At 60.7% G+C, this 19,161-nt stretch carries 17 protein-coding genes; 6 read left to right on the top strand and 11 right to left on the bottom strand.

The annotated features are described in order from the left end of the window. Positions 1-86: 86 nt before the first annotated feature. From A2I95_RS17310 to A2I95_RS17295, 4 genes are all read right to left on the bottom strand, one after another. Positions 87-581, bottom strand: coding sequence for a hypothetical protein (locus A2I95_RS17310; protein WP_291731463.1), 495 nt, complete (start codon positions 579-581; stop codon positions 87-89). Positions 582-916: 335 nt separating this feature from the next. Beyond that, a complete protein-coding gene (locus A2I95_RS17305) occupies positions 917-1,765 on the bottom strand; it encodes a mechanosensitive ion channel domain-containing protein (RefSeq protein ID WP_291731461.1) in 849 nt (282 codons plus the stop codon). Positions 1,766-2,205: 440 nt separating this feature from the next. Next, the gene (rnk, locus tag A2I95_RS17300; protein WP_291731458.1) at positions 2,206-2,646 is read right to left on the bottom strand and encodes a nucleoside diphosphate kinase regulator; all 441 of its coding nucleotides are present in this window, start codon (positions 2,644-2,646) and stop codon (positions 2,206-2,208) included. 296 nt (positions 2,647-2,942) lie between these two features. Further along, positions 2,943-3,152 (bottom strand): hypothetical protein, encoded by a 210-nt coding sequence (locus tag A2I95_RS17295; protein WP_291731456.1) that lies wholly within the window; start codon positions 3,150-3,152, stop codon positions 2,943-2,945. 228 nt (positions 3,153-3,380) lie between these two features. On the opposite strand from A2I95_RS17295, the gene A2I95_RS17290 reads away from it, so the two are divergent. From A2I95_RS17290 to A2I95_RS17275, 4 genes are all read left to right on the top strand, one after another. Next, on the top strand, positions 3,381-3,698 hold the full coding sequence (locus A2I95_RS17290) for a DUF1127 domain-containing protein (protein WP_291731454.1): 318 nt from the start codon (positions 3,381-3,383) through the stop codon (positions 3,696-3,698). A 461-nt stretch (positions 3,699-4,159) separates the two neighbouring features. After that, on the top strand, positions 4,160-5,095 hold the full coding sequence (locus A2I95_RS17285) for a universal stress protein (protein ID WP_291731452.1): 936 nt from the start codon (positions 4,160-4,162) through the stop codon (positions 5,093-5,095). A 34-nt stretch (positions 5,096-5,129) separates the two neighbouring features. Then, positions 5,130-5,612 carry a DNA starvation/stationary phase protection protein gene (locus A2I95_RS17280; protein ID WP_291731450.1) on the top strand — a complete coding sequence of 161 codons (483 nt, stop codon included), beginning with the start codon at positions 5,130-5,132 and terminating at the stop codon, positions 5,610-5,612. 137 nt (positions 5,613-5,749) lie between these two features. Then, entirely contained in the window at positions 5,750-7,054 is a 1,305-nt protein-coding gene (locus A2I95_RS17275) for an MFS transporter (RefSeq protein ID WP_367151839.1), read from the top strand. Between the two features lie 106 nt (positions 7,055-7,160). On the opposite strand, the gene A2I95_RS17270 is transcribed toward A2I95_RS17275, so the two are convergent. From A2I95_RS17270 to A2I95_RS17260, 3 genes are all read right to left on the bottom strand, one after another. Next, the gene (locus tag A2I95_RS17270; RefSeq protein ID WP_291731448.1) at positions 7,161-7,796 is read right to left on the bottom strand and encodes a 5-formyltetrahydrofolate cyclo-ligase; all 636 of its coding nucleotides are present in this window, start codon (positions 7,794-7,796) and stop codon (positions 7,161-7,163) included. A 65-nt stretch (positions 7,797-7,861) separates the two neighbouring features. Beyond that, positions 7,862-8,878: a nitronate monooxygenase gene (locus tag A2I95_RS17265; protein WP_291731446.1), complete on the bottom strand. Its 1,017-nt coding sequence runs from the start codon at positions 8,876-8,878 to the stop codon at positions 7,862-7,864. 133 nt (positions 8,879-9,011) lie between these two features. Continuing rightward, the gene (locus A2I95_RS17260; protein WP_291731444.1) at positions 9,012-9,908 is read right to left on the bottom strand and encodes a LysR family transcriptional regulator; all 897 of its coding nucleotides are present in this window, start codon (positions 9,906-9,908) and stop codon (positions 9,012-9,014) included. 85 nt (positions 9,909-9,993) lie between these two features. On the opposite strand from A2I95_RS17260, the gene A2I95_RS17255 reads away from it, so the two are divergent. Together A2I95_RS17255 and A2I95_RS17250 are read left to right on the top strand one after the other, a co-directional pair. Beyond that, positions 9,994-11,169, top strand: a complete 1,176-nt coding sequence (locus A2I95_RS17255) for a CoA transferase (RefSeq protein WP_291731442.1) — start codon at positions 9,994-9,996, stop codon at positions 11,167-11,169. Continuing rightward, positions 11,166-12,302: an acyl-CoA dehydrogenase family protein gene (locus A2I95_RS17250; RefSeq protein WP_291731440.1), complete on the top strand. Its 1,137-nt coding sequence runs from the start codon at positions 11,166-11,168 to the stop codon at positions 12,300-12,302. The genes A2I95_RS17255 and A2I95_RS17250 overlap by 4 nt, the downstream gene beginning before the upstream one ends. Positions 12,303-12,673: 371 nt before the next feature. Here A2I95_RS17250 and A2I95_RS17245 read toward each other — a convergent pair whose 3' ends face one another. From A2I95_RS17245 to A2I95_RS17230, 4 genes are read right to left on the bottom strand one after another with little or no spacing between them, the layout of a single operon-like run. Next, positions 12,674-14,179, bottom strand: coding sequence for an NCS1 family transporter (locus A2I95_RS17245; RefSeq protein ID WP_291731438.1), 1,506 nt, complete (start codon positions 14,177-14,179; stop codon positions 12,674-12,676). Continuing rightward, the gene (locus tag A2I95_RS17240) at positions 14,176-15,228 is read right to left on the bottom strand and encodes a GlxA family transcriptional regulator (protein WP_291731436.1); all 1,053 of its coding nucleotides are present in this window, start codon (positions 15,226-15,228) and stop codon (positions 14,176-14,178) included. The genes A2I95_RS17245 and A2I95_RS17240 overlap by 4 nt, the downstream gene beginning before the upstream one ends. Before the next feature lie 17 nt (positions 15,229-15,245). Continuing rightward, positions 15,246-17,024 carry a hydantoinase B/oxoprolinase family protein gene (locus A2I95_RS17235; protein ID WP_291731433.1) on the bottom strand — a complete coding sequence of 593 codons (1,779 nt, stop codon included), beginning with the start codon at positions 17,022-17,024 and terminating at the stop codon, positions 15,246-15,248. A 13-nt stretch (positions 17,025-17,037) separates the two neighbouring features. Further along, positions 17,038-19,110, bottom strand: coding sequence for a hydantoinase/oxoprolinase family protein (locus A2I95_RS17230; RefSeq protein ID WP_291731431.1), 2,073 nt, complete (start codon positions 19,108-19,110; stop codon positions 17,038-17,040). Positions 19,111-19,161: the final 51 nt, after the last annotated feature.

The following is a 19,161-nucleotide window of genomic DNA, read 5'->3' as shown; positions in this document are numbered from 1 at the left end:
GGCAAAAATCGAGCTGCAAATAGGGCCCGAAACAATCGGCAACCAGGCGGCTCTCCAAGAGTTTAGATCTCACGTGGAAACCGCTGCTACTGGTGTGGTGCATTTGCCCTGCCAGGCGCCGGTTTGACATCGATGACGACGACAGCATCGATATCTCCGCTATCCCGCAGCAGCGGCGCTTTCTGAAGCATTTGCATACCAATCAACGTTGCGCCGAGAAGTGTTTCGACGGGCACGTGTTCCGATTTTGGGTTGAGATCAAAGGTAAGCAAACCTGACCGGATGACCCCGTCATTTGTCATGTAAACGACCTCGCACCCTGCAGTAACAAGATCCTCCGGCGCAGGTTCCGGCGCCCCGCGTGAAATGCGGAGTTTGTGCCGCAGAAATCCGGCCAGAAGTTCAGGATTCGCGGAACTTTTCAGGCCACCCTGACGCAGAAGGCGCTCGATGCCAGCACGGTCGGCAACGGTCAGGGCGAAGCGAGAGCCAACGGCGAGCCCTCTGCCAATGATCGAATAGCACTTCTGTGAGTGAGGTTTTGAGGCCAAGGCCTGAACATGATCTTCCTCCCGGAGCAAAAAAGCTCCTTTGCTTGTCTCAAGGAATTGAGCAGCCCCGGGTGGTTGGATTTATGCCTACGCGCAAACCACCCGGGGATCCGGGCGGTTCAGTAAAAGAAATCGAAAATGATTCTCATGTAGGACCATAGGAGAAGAATCAGACATACCCTCTGATCTGTCAACGGTCCTGCCGCTACGATATGCGCTTATCGCTTGCCGGTATGCCCCGGCGGTCCTTTCTGCAGAAGGGTTCACTAAATTGTCGCGTGCCAGCTGCAGCGGTTTTGGCAGGTCGGCCCTGAATGCGTCCTCCTGACGGCGGACCAATCGCGGCCAGTGAAGGATGAAGGGCGCTACGTGCCGCCGGAAGACGCGGCCGGGATCACCTCTATCCGGCGATAGGGGGCGATGGTTCCTGCATTGCGCAGCGCCTCGTCCACAAGAGTGAAAACCTCGTCGCGGCAGTCGATGTCGCGGTCGAACCGTGACAGCCAATAGCGTAGCGCGTAGGTAATACCACCTTCCTCGTAGGCCAGAACACGCACGTCCGGCGCAGAATCCTGCTGGATAAGTTCCGCATCCCTCAGGGCCTTCAGCATCACCTCGCGCGCACGCCCGATCGGCATGCCATGATCAAGCACGATGCTGACCTGCGCGCGGTATTCCGGCTTAGGCGCAGAGTAGTTGGTAATGCGCTGCCGTGCGATCTGGCTGTTGGGCAGGATCATGTAGGTGCGGTCACGGGTCAAAAGGCGTGTGGTGCGCCAGCCGATCTCGATCACCTTGCCGCGCGCCAGCCCGTCGATATCGATCCAGTCGCCGATACGGAACGGCCCTTCGACACCGAGGGCAATTCCCGACAGCGTGTCGGCGACGACGTTGCGGATAGCGAACCCAAGCAGTGCCAGTACCAGGCCGGACCCTGCAAGCGCTCCGAACGCACCTTGACCCATATACAGAGATACCGTTGCGCCAAAGGCGATCAGGAACAGCAGTGCGGCTACCATATCCTTGAGAAGGCGCGGGTAGGGCCGGCGGCGCGCCGCCGCCTGGTCGAGCGCCAGTGCAGTGATCCGGCTGATGAGCCAGGCCGCTGCAAAATAAGCCAGTGCGGTGATGGCGGGCAAAAGGTTCCCGGCATCGCCAATGGCCCCGGCCAGCCGCGGCGGAGACAGGATCAGCCCGAGGCTGATCAGTGTCATCAGGGATGGCCAGAGAAGCCGGCGGATATGCTGCTTTGCGCTCATGACAGGGCTTCTACCCTTTGGCCGGGCTGCGGGCCGCGCAAACTCCGGGTCTGGCAGGACGGGCGGTTCTTCGCACCCGACGGGGAAAGCGCCGCATTGCCGCGGCGCCAGGTAACGGCCCGGGGCGCCTTCGCCGAGGCGATGGGTGCCCGGCAGAGCGGGCACTGCCCGGCGGCGAAACGTGGCAGGATTTCGTTGCAGTTCAAGCAAATTGGATGATTGCCGATGCAGGTCATTTCGCGGACTCCGAGGGAACAGTTGGTGGGTGGCGTTGACGCCTGCTGATTGCACGTCTTCCGGGTGGCGGCTCGCTGAACATATCAAGTCGGCGCGGTCCCCAGGGAGGGCGGCGGCCCGGCGTAACGCCCCGCCATTCTTCTGAAAGCACTATCGTGTTACTCAATAACGGGGCCGGACGGGCCCTCCACCCGGATCACCGTCAGCATCCGGCGTTGATGACTGCGTGTGTCCCAGTGAAAGGCTGCGCCCTCAGCCAGTCCCAGCAGTGCAACACCGATCGGCGCCATCACTGAAACCCGCTGACGCGCGATATCGGCATTCTCCGGATAGACCAATGTGACAGCTCTTTCCTGCCCGGTCGCTTCATCTCTGAAGGTGACGTGGCTGCCGATCCCGATCACGTTCTGGGGCATCTGGTCCGATGGAACGACCCGGGCACGGCCCAGCTCCTCCAGCAGACGATCAGCAAGCGCCGGATTGCGGCTGAATGCGCCTTCGGCAAGCGCCTCGATATGGGCGAGATCATCGGCGTTTATCATGATATTTGGCTGGTGCGCATGGCGCTTGCTGGGGGCCGTGGTCATAGCAGTAGACATGGGTCTGATCCTTTTTGATGGCTGGAAAGAAGGATTTCGTGCTGCGCTGTGTGGCTGGATGACGTACCTGCTAGGGCATTCCGGCCGATGCCTGTCAGCACCGGACAAGGCGGCGGGCGTCACAAATGCTGCGGTGAGTTGGGCCTGCGGGCGGCGGCGATGCTTCGGGGACTATGAAAGTTGGTCATGGCCTCTCCTCCGACGGCGATGCGTCAGTTTCCAATTCAGAAATTTGAGGAGCCCCGGGGGAAAAGAACGGCGCAGACGCGCCTAGACCTCCCGGGGAAACAGGCGGTTCAAAAGCACAAACCGCGTATGATCTTGATGAACCAACATGCCGGTGAGTTAGGTTCGGCATGCATGTTAGTCAATCTCGCGCGGCTGCTTTCCGCCGGGATCGGGCTGGACTGCGCTGTTTCAGGCCAAAAGGTCGCACCCGCTGCCATGGGCTTGAAAAAATCCCGCATCGTGGCAACATCTAAGCCATGTTGTTGTTCAGCCTTCATACGAGGTTTCTGCGCTTCGCAGGAAATCTACTGAACCGCCGGTAGCCCCGGGCGGGATGGCTCTTCGCGCCTATCCACGCCTCGGGGTTCATATCTGTCCCTCATGACAAAACGTAGCGGCACCTGCCTTTGTGTCGCCGGATCTATCGTCAGCGGCGTGTTCGCGGACGGGTCTGGCCATGCAGAGGCCAATGTTGCGATCTCAACACCTCCGAGCGGGAGAACGACATGCATCCTTATTTTTCACATCGAAACTACCTTTCACCGTCCTTGCCGTATGCACGTGCGCATCAAAAGCGGGCGGCAGCTGGCGGCAGTGGCCTTCGGCGAATGCTGCGCGCCGCGGTCCGGCAGTGGAAGCGCCGCAGGATGATTGCGGCGCTGCAATCTATGGACGACCGGCTTCTGCGCGATATTGGTGTTTATCGCAGCGATATCCAGAGCCTGGTCGCAGAATTTGACGACCGTGAATTGGGTCTGAACCCAGTAGCGCCGGGCAACGACCGGTCGAAGGACGCTCAAACCAAGTATCTGCAGGCGGCGTAACCGCCAGCCTATGCGAGCCTGCCCGCCACCGGCGCCGGTGGCGCGTAGGCTCGCGCAATCACAAGTGTCCAACATTGTCCACGAGAGGGTTACACCGATGATGATCTGCAAGGCCGATTTCGAAGAGTTGTTTCCTGCGCTGTTTCAACCCGAGCCCGTACTCGCTCCATGCCCAAAGGCACAGGGGCCAAGTTCCGAGTGTATCGCCCGGTGGAACGATGACGGCGGACGGCAGGCGGTTTCTCTCTGCGGAGCGAAGCTGCATACGGCAACGGCCCGCAAACCCGATTCGATCTGACGAGAATTGACAGGATCGGCGTCACTGCCGCCACGACGCGTGGCCATCATGGCCCATGCGGCCGCCTGAAGCGTGATTACTGCTTAAGGGTAGATGTGAAACAACGGCATGCCACACCTGGAATGGCTGATCGGCACGCCAACTATAATCAGGAGTTGGGATCATGAAGGTTACACGAATCCTCGCGGCAGTGGAGCGGTTTCCGCAAGACGACGCAGTGTTGGAGCGCGGTTTCGAAATAGCAAACCGGCTTGGAGCAGTGCTGACCATCGTTCATGTGGTGGAACTGCCCGACCATGCAGCGGCCCGGGCGCTGGCTGATACTTTCCGTAGCCAGTCGGATTTTGCAGCCCGCGACCGGATCGAAGTGGCATTGCGCCGGAACGGCATCGGCCCAACCGGCACTGAGATACGCATCGAAGCCGGATCGCCCGCCCAGCGGCTTGTCGAGATCTGCGATGAGTTCGCACCAGAACTTGTCGTGATGCGGGCAAACCAAAAACCCTGGATCCTCGAAAAGCTGCTTGGTTCGACGACACAGGCAGTAGTCGCCGCAGGCACCGTTCCGGTTCTGATTGTGAAACAGGCATCCAGTAAACCATACGGCCGTGTTATTCTGGCGGTTGACGGCCCTGACTATGTGCCAGAGGTCTTGGCTGTCGTGACAAGCCTGTTGCCGGACGCCGCGCTGGAACTGGTTCAGGCAGTCAAGATTCCGCCGCAGCTTGAAGCGGCGATACTGCGCGTCGGGTTGGCTCAGACAGAATTAACCGCCCACCGCGACGCTCTGGCCGACGAGGCCGAGAAACGCCTGGGCTCGCTCGCGGCCGGGCTAAGGCACCGCGTAGAATGGCAGGTGCTGCGCGGCGAACCAGCGGAAGAACTCATTCGCGCGACGCAGTGCCCCGATACGAACTTGATCACGCTGGGGCCCAGCCGGTCCAGTCTGATCCGGCGTGCGTTTGTTGGCAGTGTCACGCAGCGATTGCTACGCGAAGCCGCCTGCGACGTTTTGATCTGCCGCCCAGCAGAGGCTGGCGTGCCACGCGCGTTGACAACAGCATCGGCAAGCCGGCCAGCCCACGGCCAACAATCCTAACCACTCTATACAGGAGGCACCTATAACCACCACTTTGGAACAAAATCCGTCAGCCAAACTTGCCAAGGCCGATATCCCGAACACCGAGTCCGTAACGGAGGCGCTGTCCGAGGTCCTATCGGTGACTTACCGGCTGGTTCTGAAGTCCCACATCTGCCATTGGAACGTAACCGGTCCGCTGTTTTACTCAATCCACGAGATGACAGAGGCGCAATACACCGACATGTTCGCCGCGGCGGATGTGCTGGCCGAACGGATAAGGGCACTGGGTAAGCCCGCTTCGGTGGATCCGGCGGGTCTGGCGGCAAGCCCGGACGGACAGGATCCGGATGCAGAACTGTCAGCGAATGAGATGGTCAGGGAACTTCTGTCTGACCATGAAAGGCTGGCTCTGCGACTGCGTGCACTTGTCGAGACCGCAAAAGCCGCAAAGGATCCGGTGACTGCAGACCTCGCAACCGAACGCGCGGCGTTTCACGAGAAAGCCGCCTGGATGTTACGCTCCACGGCTGCGTAGGCGCAGCCGGTTGCAGCGGAATAGCAGCAGATCAGCCCCGGCCCTGGCCGGGGCTTGTTGCATTACTGTAGTCCTGTAAGCGCTGATCTCAGATATTCAGACTCCTAAGATCAGCCTGAACCGCCAATTGGAGAAAACTGATCCCGGAAATCGATACTGCCCCTAAGCTTGGCAAGCTGCTGGCCCCTGTAAAATCCCTCCTTGGCGGCACGGTCGCTTTTATGGCCGGGAACAGCCTGCTTGGCGTTCTGCTGCCGCTTCACATGGAAGCGGCAGACTATCCGGTGGCATTAACCGGTATGATCATGGCGGCATATTACTTTGGATTGGCCCTTGGCGGGTTCAAAGCCAAACACGTCATCCTTCGGATCGGACATATCCGCGCTTTCTCGGCCTTTGCTGCGCTGACCGCTGCAACGTGCCTTGCCTATGCATTCTTCTTTACCCCGTTAGCATGGATGATTTTGCGGGTCGTCAATGGATTCTGTATCGCCGGGATGACAACCTTGATTGAGAGTTGGCTCAATGATCGCAGCAGCAACGAAACCCGCGGGCGTGTCCTTGGATTTTACATGCTGACTTTCTACCTTGCGATTGCATTGGGCCAGACTTTGATAAACGTCGCCCCTGTGAGCGGCGGCGACCATCTTATGATCGCTTCGGTGCTGATCGGTCTGTCGCTTATGCCCATTGCCCTCACAGGTCTTGGCGAACCAAATCTTGGCGAGCTGCGCGTCCTGGGCGTGAAAAAACTATTTGAGGCGTCACGGGTTGGCGTTGTTGGCGCAGGTGTCGCCGGCATGCTTGTTGGCTCATTCTACGCAATGGGTGTCGTTTTTGCGCGTCAAATCGGATTGAGCGTGACGGAAGCTGCCCTGTTCATGAGCGTCGTTGTGCTCGGGGGCCTTGGCTCTCAGATGCCCGTCGGTATTCTCGCCGACAAGTTTGATCGCCGTATTGTCATGTCCTGCTTGCTGATCGCTGTTGGAGCGTCATGGGGGCTACTGTCGGGTTCGATTGCGAATGGGGTGCCATTAGCCGGCTTGCTGGTCATGGCACTGGCCTTCGGCGGCGCAATCAGCAGCGTCTATCCGCTATGTGTCGCGCAAACCTTCGATCGGCTGGACCGGAAGTATTACGTCGCGGCATCAGGGCGTCTGTTGATGGTTTATTCCATCGGAGCGACAATCGGCCCGCTGCTCGCATCGGCGCTCATAGCGGTTTACGGCCCCTCTTCGTTCTTCCTGTTCGAATCCGCGGTCGCGATAGCGTATGCGATTTTTGTCCTCTTCAGCGTCAGGGCGGGCCCCGAATTGCCAGCCGATGGACGAGAGAAGTTTGTGCCGCTTCCTGATATCTCGCCAGTTGCCATGGGGCTGGATCCGCGCACCGAACCGGAGCTATCGACGCCGAACAGTCAGGCAAATGATACAGTTGGCTAATACCGTCCCCCAGTGATTGCTAAGCCTGCTCCAACCTATCCCGCCGCGAAGATGGCGGGAAAACGCGAACCGGGGTTTAGAACCGCTGTGGCAAAGAAAAGGCATCTCAGCACCTCAGCCGCTGGCCGGATTCAGTCAAAACGACAGCCAGTGGAATGTCGTGCGGTTGCGGATGGATTGTTTGAAGCTGCGCGCTGTCCAGCCCTATGCCGATGGCAAAGGGGCGCGGCGTCAGGGCCGCCAGGGTGCGGTCGAAATAGCCGCCGCCATAGCCCAGCCGGTAGCCGCCCGGGGCCCAGCCTACCAGCGGCGCGAGGACGGTGGCGGGGGGCAGCGCCGGCGCTTCGGGCGGCGGAACCGGGATGTTCCAGTCGCCGCGCACCAGCCGGGTTTCCGGCGTCCACAGCCGGAACACTAGCGGCGCGGCCTTGGTCTCGGCAATGGGCAGGGTAATTGTGGCGCCCTCGGCGTGCAGCTCCGCCATCAGCGGGCGCAGGTCGGGTTCGCCCTTGATCGGCCAGTAGAAGGAGATGAGGTGCCCGTCCGCACCGCCGAACCGGAACCGGAGCAGCTGCCGCAGATGGCCGGACAGCGCGTCCCCCGCCGCCTGGCGTTCGGCAACCGTCAGGGCGAGCCGTTCCGCCCGCAGCCGGCTCCGTTCGGCCTTGCGCCAGCGGGCAACGTCCGCGGCGTGCCGGTAGGTCGCGGCTTGAGGGTCGTAAAGGCCGGTTTCCTCTGCCATACAGGGCGAGGACGCGTAGCCCTTGGCGGCAGGCGGGGTGCTGGGTTTCTTGCTTATCCGGCTGCTCAGCTGCGGGGCGAGAGGGGCCGTCCAAGGATGCGCTCTGCGCCGCTGACCATGTCCGCGATACGGTCGGCTGCCGGCATGATCCGGCGGATGGCGCCCGCGCCCTGGCCCGCAAACAGGGCCATCGCCTCGAGGTCGCCGGTGGTGGTGCGCAGCGGGGAATCGGTGCTGTACCGCAGCCGCGGCTGGCTGCCGTCCCAAGCGATTTCCTCGCGCGGGAGGGTGCCGGGGTCGTGGCCTATATAGGCGCCGCGGAGCGCCTTGGTGACACTGTTCTCCAGCACCCGCACCGCCGCGCCCGCGGGCCAGTTCAGCACAAAGACATCGGTCAGCACGGTGTCGGCGCCGGTGGCGGCGGCAACGCGGTCCTTGTGATAGCGGTGGGCAAAGGATTCGTCGGTTGCAAGAAAGGCGGTGCCGCACTGGATCCCGGCGGCCCCCATGGCCAGGAAACCGGCCAGATCCGCGCCGGTGGACAGGCCGCCCGAAGCGACGACCGGGACAGACACCGCTTTCAGGATTTCTTCTGTCAGGCTGCGGAGCGGATGGCGGCCGTGGACATGGCCGCCGGCCTCGATGCCCTGGGCGATGATCACGTCGGCGCCGGCCGCCTCTGCGGCGCGGGCGGCTTCGGCCGTGCCGACCTGGTGCAGAACCAGGCGGCCTGCCGCTTTCACCCGGGCCACGGCTTCGGGCATGACATCCCAGAAGAAGGTGAAGGCGGGAACGCCGAGATCGAGGCAGCAGCCGATCTGCGCGTCGAGCAGGGCGGGTTCGGTTGCCGCGGGGATGACATTGACCGCAAAGGGGCGGTCGGTGGCGGCCCTGAGCCGGGTGACCTCCTCGGTGATCACCGCCGGGCTTTCGCGCACCATGCCCAGCATGCCGAAGCCGCCGGCATTGGCCACGGCTGCGGCCAGTTCCCAGCGGGACACGCCGCCCATGCCTGCCAAGAGAATGGGGTAATCGCAGCCCAGCAGGCCGCAGAGGGGGTTTGCGCCGGCGGAAGTCGTCATCAGCGGATCGCCTGTGCCGTGCAAGCAGCCGCGCCGCCTGCAATCTGCGCGTCAGGGTGGGCCGCGCCGCGCCGCGCGTCAAGCGCAGGGCCGGTTCCCAGTGCCGCTGGTCTGGCGCCGCGACGCCAGATGCTTAGTCCGGCGGGGCGAAGAAGGACTTGGCAAAGGCGGTGAACGCCTGGATGACAGGCCGTTTCAGCGCGGCGCCGCGGTGTGCAAGGGCGATCTGATGCAGCGGCGGATGGCCGGTAAGCGGCACGCGGACGATCGGATTGCCGTCATAGCAGATCCCGTCCGGCAGGTCGGTGGCCAGCAGACCGGCGCCGAACCCGTTGGCCACCATCGACCGCAGCATTTCGATCGAGCCGGTCTCATGCGCCACCCGCACCGGAAACCGGGCGTTCTGCAGCAGCAACAGGAAATAGCCGCGGCTGTGAGGCAGGTTCATCAGGATGATTGGCTCCTGCGCTAGGTCTTCGGCGCTGACGCCGGACTGCCGGGCCAACCGGTGGCCGTGCGGAAGCAGGGCATAGGGTTCGGCGGGCGCCAACGGTGTGATCGCGAAATCTGAGGGAATCCCGAAATCATAGATTAGCGCAAGATCTATCCGGCCTTCGCTGAGCCAGTCGAACAGCGTTTGCAGGTCGCCTTCGCGGATGCGGACTTCGGCGTCTGGGCGGATCTCCGTGAAGCGGCGCACCAGCTGCGGCGCATATCGGGGACCAAGGGTGGAAAACACTCCGAGGTTCAGGAACTCGGGCGTGCCTTCGCCGCCGCTTAGCACCCAGCGGGCCTGTTTTTCCAGTTCGCGCAGCTGGGCAGCCTTGTGCTGGCCAAACGGTGTCAGCTCCATCCCGCGGCCGGGGATGCGGACAAACAGTTTCTGGCCGAACACTTCCTCGCAGCGGGCGATGGCGTGCGACACCGAGGGCTGCGACGTGTTCAGCACGCGGCTTGCCGCGGCGGTGCTGCCGGTGTCGGCCACCGCCAGCAGGATTTCGACCTGGCGGAAGGTCAATGGTATATTCAAATTGGAATACCCTTTATATGAATCCCGTATTTCCTGATATAGCCCAGCGGACGCTATCCTGCAGCAAGCAATTGATGGGGGATGCATGTCCGACAATGACAAGACCGCAGGCCGCAGGCCGCTGGAGGGAATCCGGGTGCTGGATTTTTCCCGCGTTCTGGCCGGTCCCTACTGCACCGCGCTGATGGCCGACCTGGGCGCCGAAGTGATCAAGGTGGAGCCGCCCGCGGGCGATGACTACCGCCATATCGGCCCGTTCAGGGACGGCGAAAGCCTGCTGTTCCAGTCGGTGAACCGCGGCAAGAAATCCATCGTTCTGGACCTGAAATCCGCGGAAGGCGCAGCGGCGGCCCGGGCGCTGGCAGCCCGCAGCGATGTATTGATCGAGAATTTCCGTCCCGGCGTGATGGAGCGGTTCGGGCTGGGCGCGGAGGATCTGTGCGCGGCCTGTCCGGAACTGGTCTATGTCTCGGTGTCCGGGTTCGGCCAGACCGGCCCGAACCGGATGCTGCCGGCCTATGACGTCATCATCCAGGCGATGAGCGGGCTGATGGACGTGACCGGCGCCGAGGACGGCCCGCCGATGATGGCCGGGGATGCCTTTGCCGATGTGGCAGGCGGCATGTTCGCGGCCTTTGGTGCGATGGTGGCGCTGTTCGACCGCGCCCGCAGCGGCAGGGGGCGGCATGTCGACCTGGCGCTTTACGACTCGCTGGTGTCGATGATGCCGGTGCTGGCCTGCCGGGCGCTGATGGCCGGGGAGACGCCGAAGCGGACGGGCAGCAAGCACGCACTGTCGGCGCCGTTTGGCACTTATCCGGCCAGGGACGGCAGTTTCACCGTCGCAGTGCTGAACGACCGGCTGTTTGCCAAGTTCGCAGCAGCCATCGGCGCGCCGGAACTGGCGGATGATCCGCGTTTCGCCAGCGACAGCTTGCGGCGGCAGAATGAACCGGCGCTGGCGCAGCATATCGAAAGCTGGGCTGTTGTCCGGGACGTGCAGAGCGTCGCCGCGCTGCTGGCTGAGGAGGGTATCCCGGCAGCGGCGCTGAGTTCGGTGCCTGAGGCCTGGGCGTCGCCGCAGGCGCAGGCGCGGGAACTGGCAACGCCGGTCACCCATCCCGCGCTCGGCGCGCTCAGCGTGCCGGAACAGCCGGTGCATTTCAGCGGCGCGCCGCGCGGCGGACGGCAGGCCGCCCCGGGACTGGGGGCGCATACAGATGAAATTCTGCAGCGGCTGCAGGAAGGAGAGACCAAATGACCGGTGATCTGAACAGTGAAGAGCAGGCCGTCATCGGCCAGATCAAGCGGTTTTCTAGCGAGGTGCTGGCGCCTGCCGCTGCCGCGATCGATGCAGAGGGGCAGTTTGCCATCCTGCACCGCCCGGCGCTGGCGGAGATGGGCATCATGGGCATGAACCTGCCCGAAGCCTATGGCGGCACCGGCCTGTCCGGGCCTGCGCTTTATTGCGCGGTGGAGGCCATCGCCGGGGCCTGCGGCTCAACCGCGTCGATGCTGACGGCGCATTTCCTGGCGACGGATTCGCTGCTGCTGGGCGCGGATGAGGCGCTGAAGCAGCGGCTGCTGCCGGCAGCGGCGGCGGGCGCGGCGCTGGGAGCTTTTGCCCTGACCGAGCCGCAAGCAGGCTCCAACCCGGCCGACATGCGCAGCACCGCGGTCCGCGAGGGGGACGGCTATCGGCTGAAAGGCTCCAAGTGCTTCATCTCGAACGCGGGCGGGGCGGATTTCATCGTGGTCTATGCCAAGACCGACAACGCGGCGGGCGCCCGCGGGGTCAGCGCCTTTGTCGTTGAGCCGGGCAAGACCGATGGCGTGGAGATCGGCCGGCACGAAGAGACCATGGGCCTGCGCGGCGGCCATGTGTTCCCGGTCTCCTTTGACTGCCATGTGCCCGCAGAAAACCGGCTGGGCGACGAGGGCACGGGATTTCGCACCGCCATGAAGGTGCTGGACAATGGCCGTATCGAAGTGGCGGCGCAGGCGACCGGCATCGCCAGGGCCGCGCTGGATGCCGCGGTCTCCTATGCCAGGGAGCGCGAGGTCGGCGGCCAGCCGATCGGCAATTTCCAAGGGCTGCAATGGATGCTGGCCGACAGCGCCACCGAGCTGGCGGCAGCGCGGGCGTTGGGGCTGCAGGCCGCCCGCAAGCGGGGCACCGGGGAGCGGTATTCTTCGGACTCGGCCTTCGCCAAGCTTTATGCCAGCGAAGCGGCCTGGCGCATTGCCGACCGGGCGCTGCAGATCCACGGCGGCTATGGCTACACCCGCGATTTCCCGCTGGAACGCTACCTGCGGGATTTGCGGATCTTCCGGATCTACGAGGGCTCCTCGGAAATCCAGCGTACCATCATCGCCCGGGACATGCTGAAGTAGCGTTTCAAGTTTGGCTTGGATTTGCTGTGTCACCCTTCTTAGAGTGGCCTCAACGCTGTGGAATTGAGGATTTGTCGAGAAGGCTGCCTGGGACGCGCCGGCGTTGATCAAGCCCCGCTCCGGCCTTCGATGGTCCGCATCTCTGAGCGGTGCCGGTGGTTCACTGGCGAGACACACTCTTGTACCGACCCCCAGCGCCTGGTGCAGAATTAAGAGCTATGCATTCAGATGGTCGGTACTGAATGAAAACAAGTGCGAAATGGAGAAGGTCAGGAACACATCTATCTTCGGCCGACATCCAAGGTTCGAGTGTATAAAAAGAGCCCGCACCGTTTTGGTGCGGGCAAGTCGGGGAGGGTCATTTAAGAACGTTACAGGTCTTCGCGGCCTATTTCTTCATCATGAGTTTCTGCAGGTGCCATTCGCCGGAACTGCCCTTTGCCAAGATAAACCCAGCTGACCCCCTCGCTCGTGGCGAGAAACTCATCTGCGTATCCGCTACTGATCTCAGCCTGCGGGTTCCCTGGCAGAACGATAGTCTTCATCAGCAAGGCATAGAGCACGAGGCCAAGCGGGAACCCGATGACGAATGCGTACTGCGAGTACCAGGCTGCAATGCCTCCGGCCACGATCCATGCAATCAAGCCCGCTGGATTGAAACCGCCAGAGTAGCGGAACTGGCCATCGGTCTTGAACAGGTCCGGCACGTTAAGGCGGCGCTTCCTCAGAATGTAATAGTCGGCCACCATTATGCCGCCGATGGCAGACAGGAATGCCCCGTAGTAGCCTAGGAAGACGAACAGGTTGTTCAGAATTTCCCATGGGAAGCACAGCGTGCCGACGACCCCTGCAAGCGCAACGCCTACCTTGTAGTTAATCACGCGCGGCGCAAGGTTGATGAAGGTCAGCGCTGAGGGGATGAGGTTGGCGGAGTTGTTAGTGGACCACTGTGCCAGTACCACCAGCGCAAGCAAAATGACTAGCGACAGTCCCTCACCTTCGCCTTGGATGACTTCGATCGGGTTCCAATTGCCGGTCGCAATAAATGAAACACCTCCGATACCAGCAATAAGTGCTTGGGTGACCGGCAAGGCAACCAACTGCGCAAGAAAGATGTTCTTGTTGCGCGAGACAAAGCCTTTGGCTCCAGCATCGGTCTTCACAAACCGCGTCAGGTTGGGAATGTCGATGGCAAGCGTCGACCAGAAGCCCAGGTTGGCGATAAAAAGCACCATCAGGGACATTTCACCAGTCCCTTCAAAGGTCCAGATGTTCACACCTTGTGTCGAGGCGACACCTTCCAGCGTATAATACATCCAGATCGAAATCGCGATAATGGCAGGTGCTGCCAGAGACGCGAGCCGTTCAACCGATTTGATCCCCATCGCGGTGTTCACGATCTGTATGATGCCGAACACTGCGTACCAAACGATCCAGTTGTCGAAGTCCAGAAAGTACTGGCCGATCCCGTTCAGAGCCAGCGCTCCGAGGTAGGTTTGAATGCCGAACCACATTGCGGCAACCAAGCCACGGGAGATAGCCGGAAGATGCGTGCCGTAAATGCCAAACGGCGCGCGAAGGTAGACGGCAAAGGACAAGCCATGTTCGGTTCCGATATCTGCTGTCAGCACCATGAATGCGCCAATCCCGATGTTGGCTAGCATGATCACTAGGATAACCGTTGCCAGCGGAACACCACCGCCAACCCCGGCTGCACCTAGTGAATAAGTTGCGATGATGACCGCTATTCCGACCCATATCCAAGCATAGCCAATCAAACCGAGCGGACGCTGCCCCAGCAATGTCGGCAAGATCGATTCCTCAAGCAACCCAGTGCGTTCATGTTCCGCTTCGCGGATTTTCTCGGTCATTGTCATTTTTTGATTTCCCTGTTGGTTGAATTGCCGGCACAAGGGGACGTGCCGATCCTCGAAGGCGATGTTCCGAAACGTTCGGAAAAACACCTCGAAAACTGTGTCCGTGACGAAAAGCCTGCCGCGACTGCCACATCAAGGAGCTGCATATTTGTTTCAGCCAACAGGCTATGCGCAAAATCGAGCCGCAAGTTCCGATAGTATTTCGCCGGTGAAATGCGGAGCAGCTTCTTGAACATCCTCTCAAGCTGGCGCCGCGAACATCCGCACTCCCTGGCGATCTCATCCAAGCACAGCGGGTTTTCCAGATTGCGCTTCATGATTTCGATTGCGGTTGTCACATGCCGGTTCCGCGCATTGTTTGCGAATGCAAAGGACGTCTTTTGTGGAGTTCCAGGTGGACGCGCGGCACCATGCAGGCACATATCCCCAACGGCTTGTGCGAACGCCTTGCCATAGTCTCTAGAAATCAGGGCTAGCATCATATCCGTCGCGGCATGTCCGCCGCCGCAGGTCATAAGCGGCCCATCAATCTCGAAGATCTTTTCGCTGCTCGCCAGGTCAGGAAATATCTCTCGGAAACTGGTTTGGTTCTCCCAGTGGAGCGTAAAACGCCTGTCCTGCAGCAGGCCTAGCCGCGCTAAGGTGAAAGCACCGGTACACAGAGCCCCAAGTTTTCCGCCCATCCGGGAGAACTTGCGCAGGGCCTGCATAGTCTGTTCGGATGCCGCCTTGTGGGGATCCGTTCCAGAACACACAAGCAGCTGATCGGTTGTTTTCAAGTCGTGCAAACAGGATTGCGCATTCAGTTCAACGCCACAGGAACTCGCGACCGCAGAGGTATCTGCCACCGTGTGCCAGCGGTAGAGTTCATGTTGTGAGAGCTGGTTTGCAACTCGCAGGGGTTCGATGGCGCTGCTCAGGGCCAGCATCGTGAACCTGGGCAGTAGAAGAAAGCAGATGTCGCGCGGAGGCAAGGCATCTTTGACCGCGAAATAGGCTGCGCTCTTCGGTACGAAGCTGCGATAGCTTGTCATTCTTTCGGTGTCCATGCTTGCCTCCGCATTTGTTAGCGCAAGGTGTCCAGCGACTGACGGAGGGCCTCGGTCGCCGCCACATCGACGGTTTCGGCGTCCAGATCGAGCACCACTCCATAGATGTCCCGGGCGTGCTGCGGTGTGCAGAAACCATCCAGGACATCATCCAGAACCTTTTCCGGAGGGCGTTCCAGCGGGCTGCCATAGCCGCCGCCGCAGGGGCTGTAGTAAGCCATCACATCGTCCTTCCGGACGTCCTCGCCATGGAACTTGGAATGCATCTGACGCGGAGGTTCGGTACTGGAGAAGTTATAGATCTCGCATTTTCCGGCCGCCCCTTCCGTTCCTCCGAAAATCCCCCATGGCACATTGGTATGCCGTTCGCTCTCATGGGTGATGATGCCGTCGGTCAGCATGCGCTGGCTCTTCACAACGCCGATCCCGCCGCGATGCTTGCCCGCACCGGGCATCACATCGTCGCGCAACTCGTACCGCTCGCAGATCATCGGGATATGCATCGCGAGGTCTTCCAGCGGATTGTTGCGGGTGTTGGCCATCAGATTGTCAATGGCGTCAGGGCCATCGGATTCCGGGCGGCCGCCATAGGCCCCTTCGTTCACTTCCAGGAACACCCAGTACTCCCCGTCGTCCCGTACACCTGCGTAAGAGGCAAAGGAAATGCTGGCAGACGACCCTGCAATGATCTCCTCGGGCAGGACCGGCGCCATTGCCTTCAGGATCAGGTCAATCATGAAGTTGCACTGGGTGAAACGGGCCTCGGCGGAAGCCGGCGCGATCGGATTGAAAATGGTGCCTTCCGGCGCGGTCACCTTGATCGGCCGGAAGGACCCCTGGTTCGATGGCACCCTGGTGTCCGAAGTGGCCGTGTCTAGCAGCAATTTTCGGAAAGCTGCGAATGCGGCCACTTTTGTGGACCCTTCAAACGGCACGTTGTAGGCGGTTGGCGTCTGCGGCGCTGATCCGGTCAGGTCGACTTCAATAGTGTCTCCGACAACTCTGACACAGACCTTAACCGGAAGTGTCTGGCCGCGGTTGCGGCCATCATCATCCAGCCAGCCTTCGGCACGGTATTCACCATCCGGGATGTCCGAAATCCTCTGCCGTAGCATTGTCTCGGAATAGTCCATTAACTGGTTGCAGGCGCCGAACACCAGATCCTTGCCGTACCGTTCTATCAATTCCTTGAAGCGCTTCACACCAAGCCTGGCAGAAGCGATCTGTGCCTCGATGTCATCCACAAGCTGGCGGGCGGCACGTGAATTATTGCGGATGAAATTCCACATTGTTTCATTGCGCTCACCCTTCCGGTAGAGCTTGGTGCCGGCAAAGAGCATGCCCTCGGCATAGACATCCGGCACATCGATGATCAGGCCCGGTGTGGCGGCGCCGATATCGATATGATGCGCAGTATTGCCCGCGTATCCGACCAGTTCACCCTCGTGAAAAATCGGAATGACAATCGCCAGATCAGGTGTATGCGACGAACCCAAGTAGGGATGGTTGTGGACGACAACATCACCTTCATACCATTCGCCATCGTCCAGAGAGTCCGCGATACCCTGGAGATACCCCGGAATCGAGCCGATGTGCATCGGCGTGGATTCAGACTCGCAGAGCGTGTTGAAGTCTGTGTCGAACAGCCCGGCGCCCAGATCTTCGGACTCCCGGATAATCGAGGAGAAGGACATGCGGAACAGAACATGTGCCATTTCCTCTGCAATGGTTTCGATGGATCCCCGGATGACCTGAAGGGTGACCGGATCGATCGGTTTATTGATGTCTTTTGGCATTGGTTTTCCTCCCTCAGGACTTGCTCAAGCGCAGGCTTCCGAAGTCCTGAACCTCGGCGGCATAGCCGGGCGGCAGTAGCGTTGTTGAATTGTGCTGGATGATGATGGCCGGGCCTTCCACACGGGTGCCCGCGCCAAGCTTTCCGCGATCCAGGCGCGGTGTCATATGCACCGATCCATCGTCGAAGACGGTTTCGCGCTCGTACATGAAGGCTGCCTTGATATCGTCCTGGCTGCCTATTGAAAGCGGTGTCAGCTCCAGGTGCCGGACACTTGCCGACGCGATGACCCGCACGTTGTAGAGCTCGACAAGGCTGTCATCGAAGGAGTATCCGTAATCTGCCTTATGCTGCTTGTGGAATGCGCTGATCACGTCCGGTACGTTTTCCAGCGCCAAGCCTTCCTTCGGCATGGGCACGCGCAGCTCGAAACCTTGGCCGTGATAGCGCACTTCGGCGATAACGTCGAAATTCTGCTGCACTTCCGGGATGCCGTCATTCTCCAGATCGGCTTTACCGACATTCTTCAATTCAGCAACAGTCGCGTTCACCCTGCCGATGGCACCCTGATCGGCATTGAAAAGACTGGTGATGACCGAGCGGGTGTGCTCGTACTGAAGGTCAGTGCCCAGCAGGCCCATGGCAGCTGTGATCCCAGGCGCGATCGGAACAAGCACGTCCTTCGCGGAAACAAGCTCGGCCAGGGCAACACCATGGAAGGGGCCTGCGCCGCCAAACGGCATGAGCGAAAACTCACGAGGGTCATAGCCGCGCGCGACTGAGTTGGAACGGATCGTCAGCGCCATGTTGTTGTTGACGATCTTGATGATCCCGAGAGCGGCCTCGGTAACCGAAACACCCAGAGGATCAGCGATCTTTTCCTTGATTGCTTTGTGGGACAGACTCGGATCCAGCGGCAGATCACCGCCAAGAAACTTGTCCGCATCCATGCGGCCGAGTACGACTTGCGCGTCGGTCACGGTGGGTTCCGTGCCGCCTCGGTTGTAACAAGCAGGTCCAGGTTCTGAACCAGCTGAGCGGGGCCCGACGTTGAAACCGCCTGCCTCATCGAGATAGGCGATTGACCCGCCTCCGGCACCGATGGTTTCAAGGTCGATCATCGGGGCCATGACCGTATGTCCCGACACCAGTGTGTCGCGCGGATTCTTGATACGCATTTCACCAGCAGCAATGGTGGAAATGTCAGCCGACGTACCGCCAATATCCACGGTAAGGATGTTTTCGGTCCCTGCCAGCCGTGCTTCAGAAAGCGCCCCCAATACGCCGCCGGCGGGACCGCTCATCAGAATGCTCACGGGCTTTCTGGCACATCCATCAATGGTGGATATCCCGCCATTGGATTGGATGACGCGCAGCTTAGCTGGAATACCGCCATCCTTGACCTTCTGCTCAAGATTGCGAAGGTACCAGGCAGACCGCGGGCCGACAAAAGCGTTCATGGCAACCGTGGAAAACCGCTCGTATTCGCGAATGACGTTTGCCACATCAGAGGACACCGACACATAGGCATCGGGGATTTCTTCCAGCACGATGTCACGGGCGCGCTTTTCATGCGCGTCGTTCAGGAAAGAAAACATGAAGCCGATGCAGACGGACTTGATGCCGCGCTTGCGAAAAAGAGCGCAGGCACTGCGGATTTCGTCCTCGTTCAGCGGCGTCTCGATCTCACCGGCAGGCGGCAGGATGCGTTCAGTGATAGCGATCCGGTTGCGCCGCTTGACGAGCGGCCGGTTCTGCCAAGGCACTTCGAAATGCAGTGAGAAGTTGTGCGGTCGCTTGTGGCGGCCGATGTGCAAGATGTCGCGGAAGCCTTTCGTCGTCAGCATCCCGACTTCAGCGCCGTTATGCTCGATGGTAATGTTCGTCGCAACAGTCGTGCCGTGATTGATGACTTCGATCGCCTCCTTGCCGATCCCGGCAATTTCGCAAATCTGGTGAATACCCTCGACCACGCCGATAGATTGGTCTTTCAAGGTGCTGGGCACTTTATGGAAAAAAGTACCCTTATTACATTCCAGTACGAGGTCGGTATTTGTACCGCCTACGTCAACGCCGATGCGAGCCATGATGTCCTCCAATTCCTCCCTGTCCGGGAGAGCGCTTGAGCACCCTCCCGG

It is taken from the genome of Leisingera sp. F5 (assembly GCF_001593695.1).
Note: the sequence above shows the minus strand (reverse complement) of the source record. Positions and strands in the feature narration are given on the sequence as shown.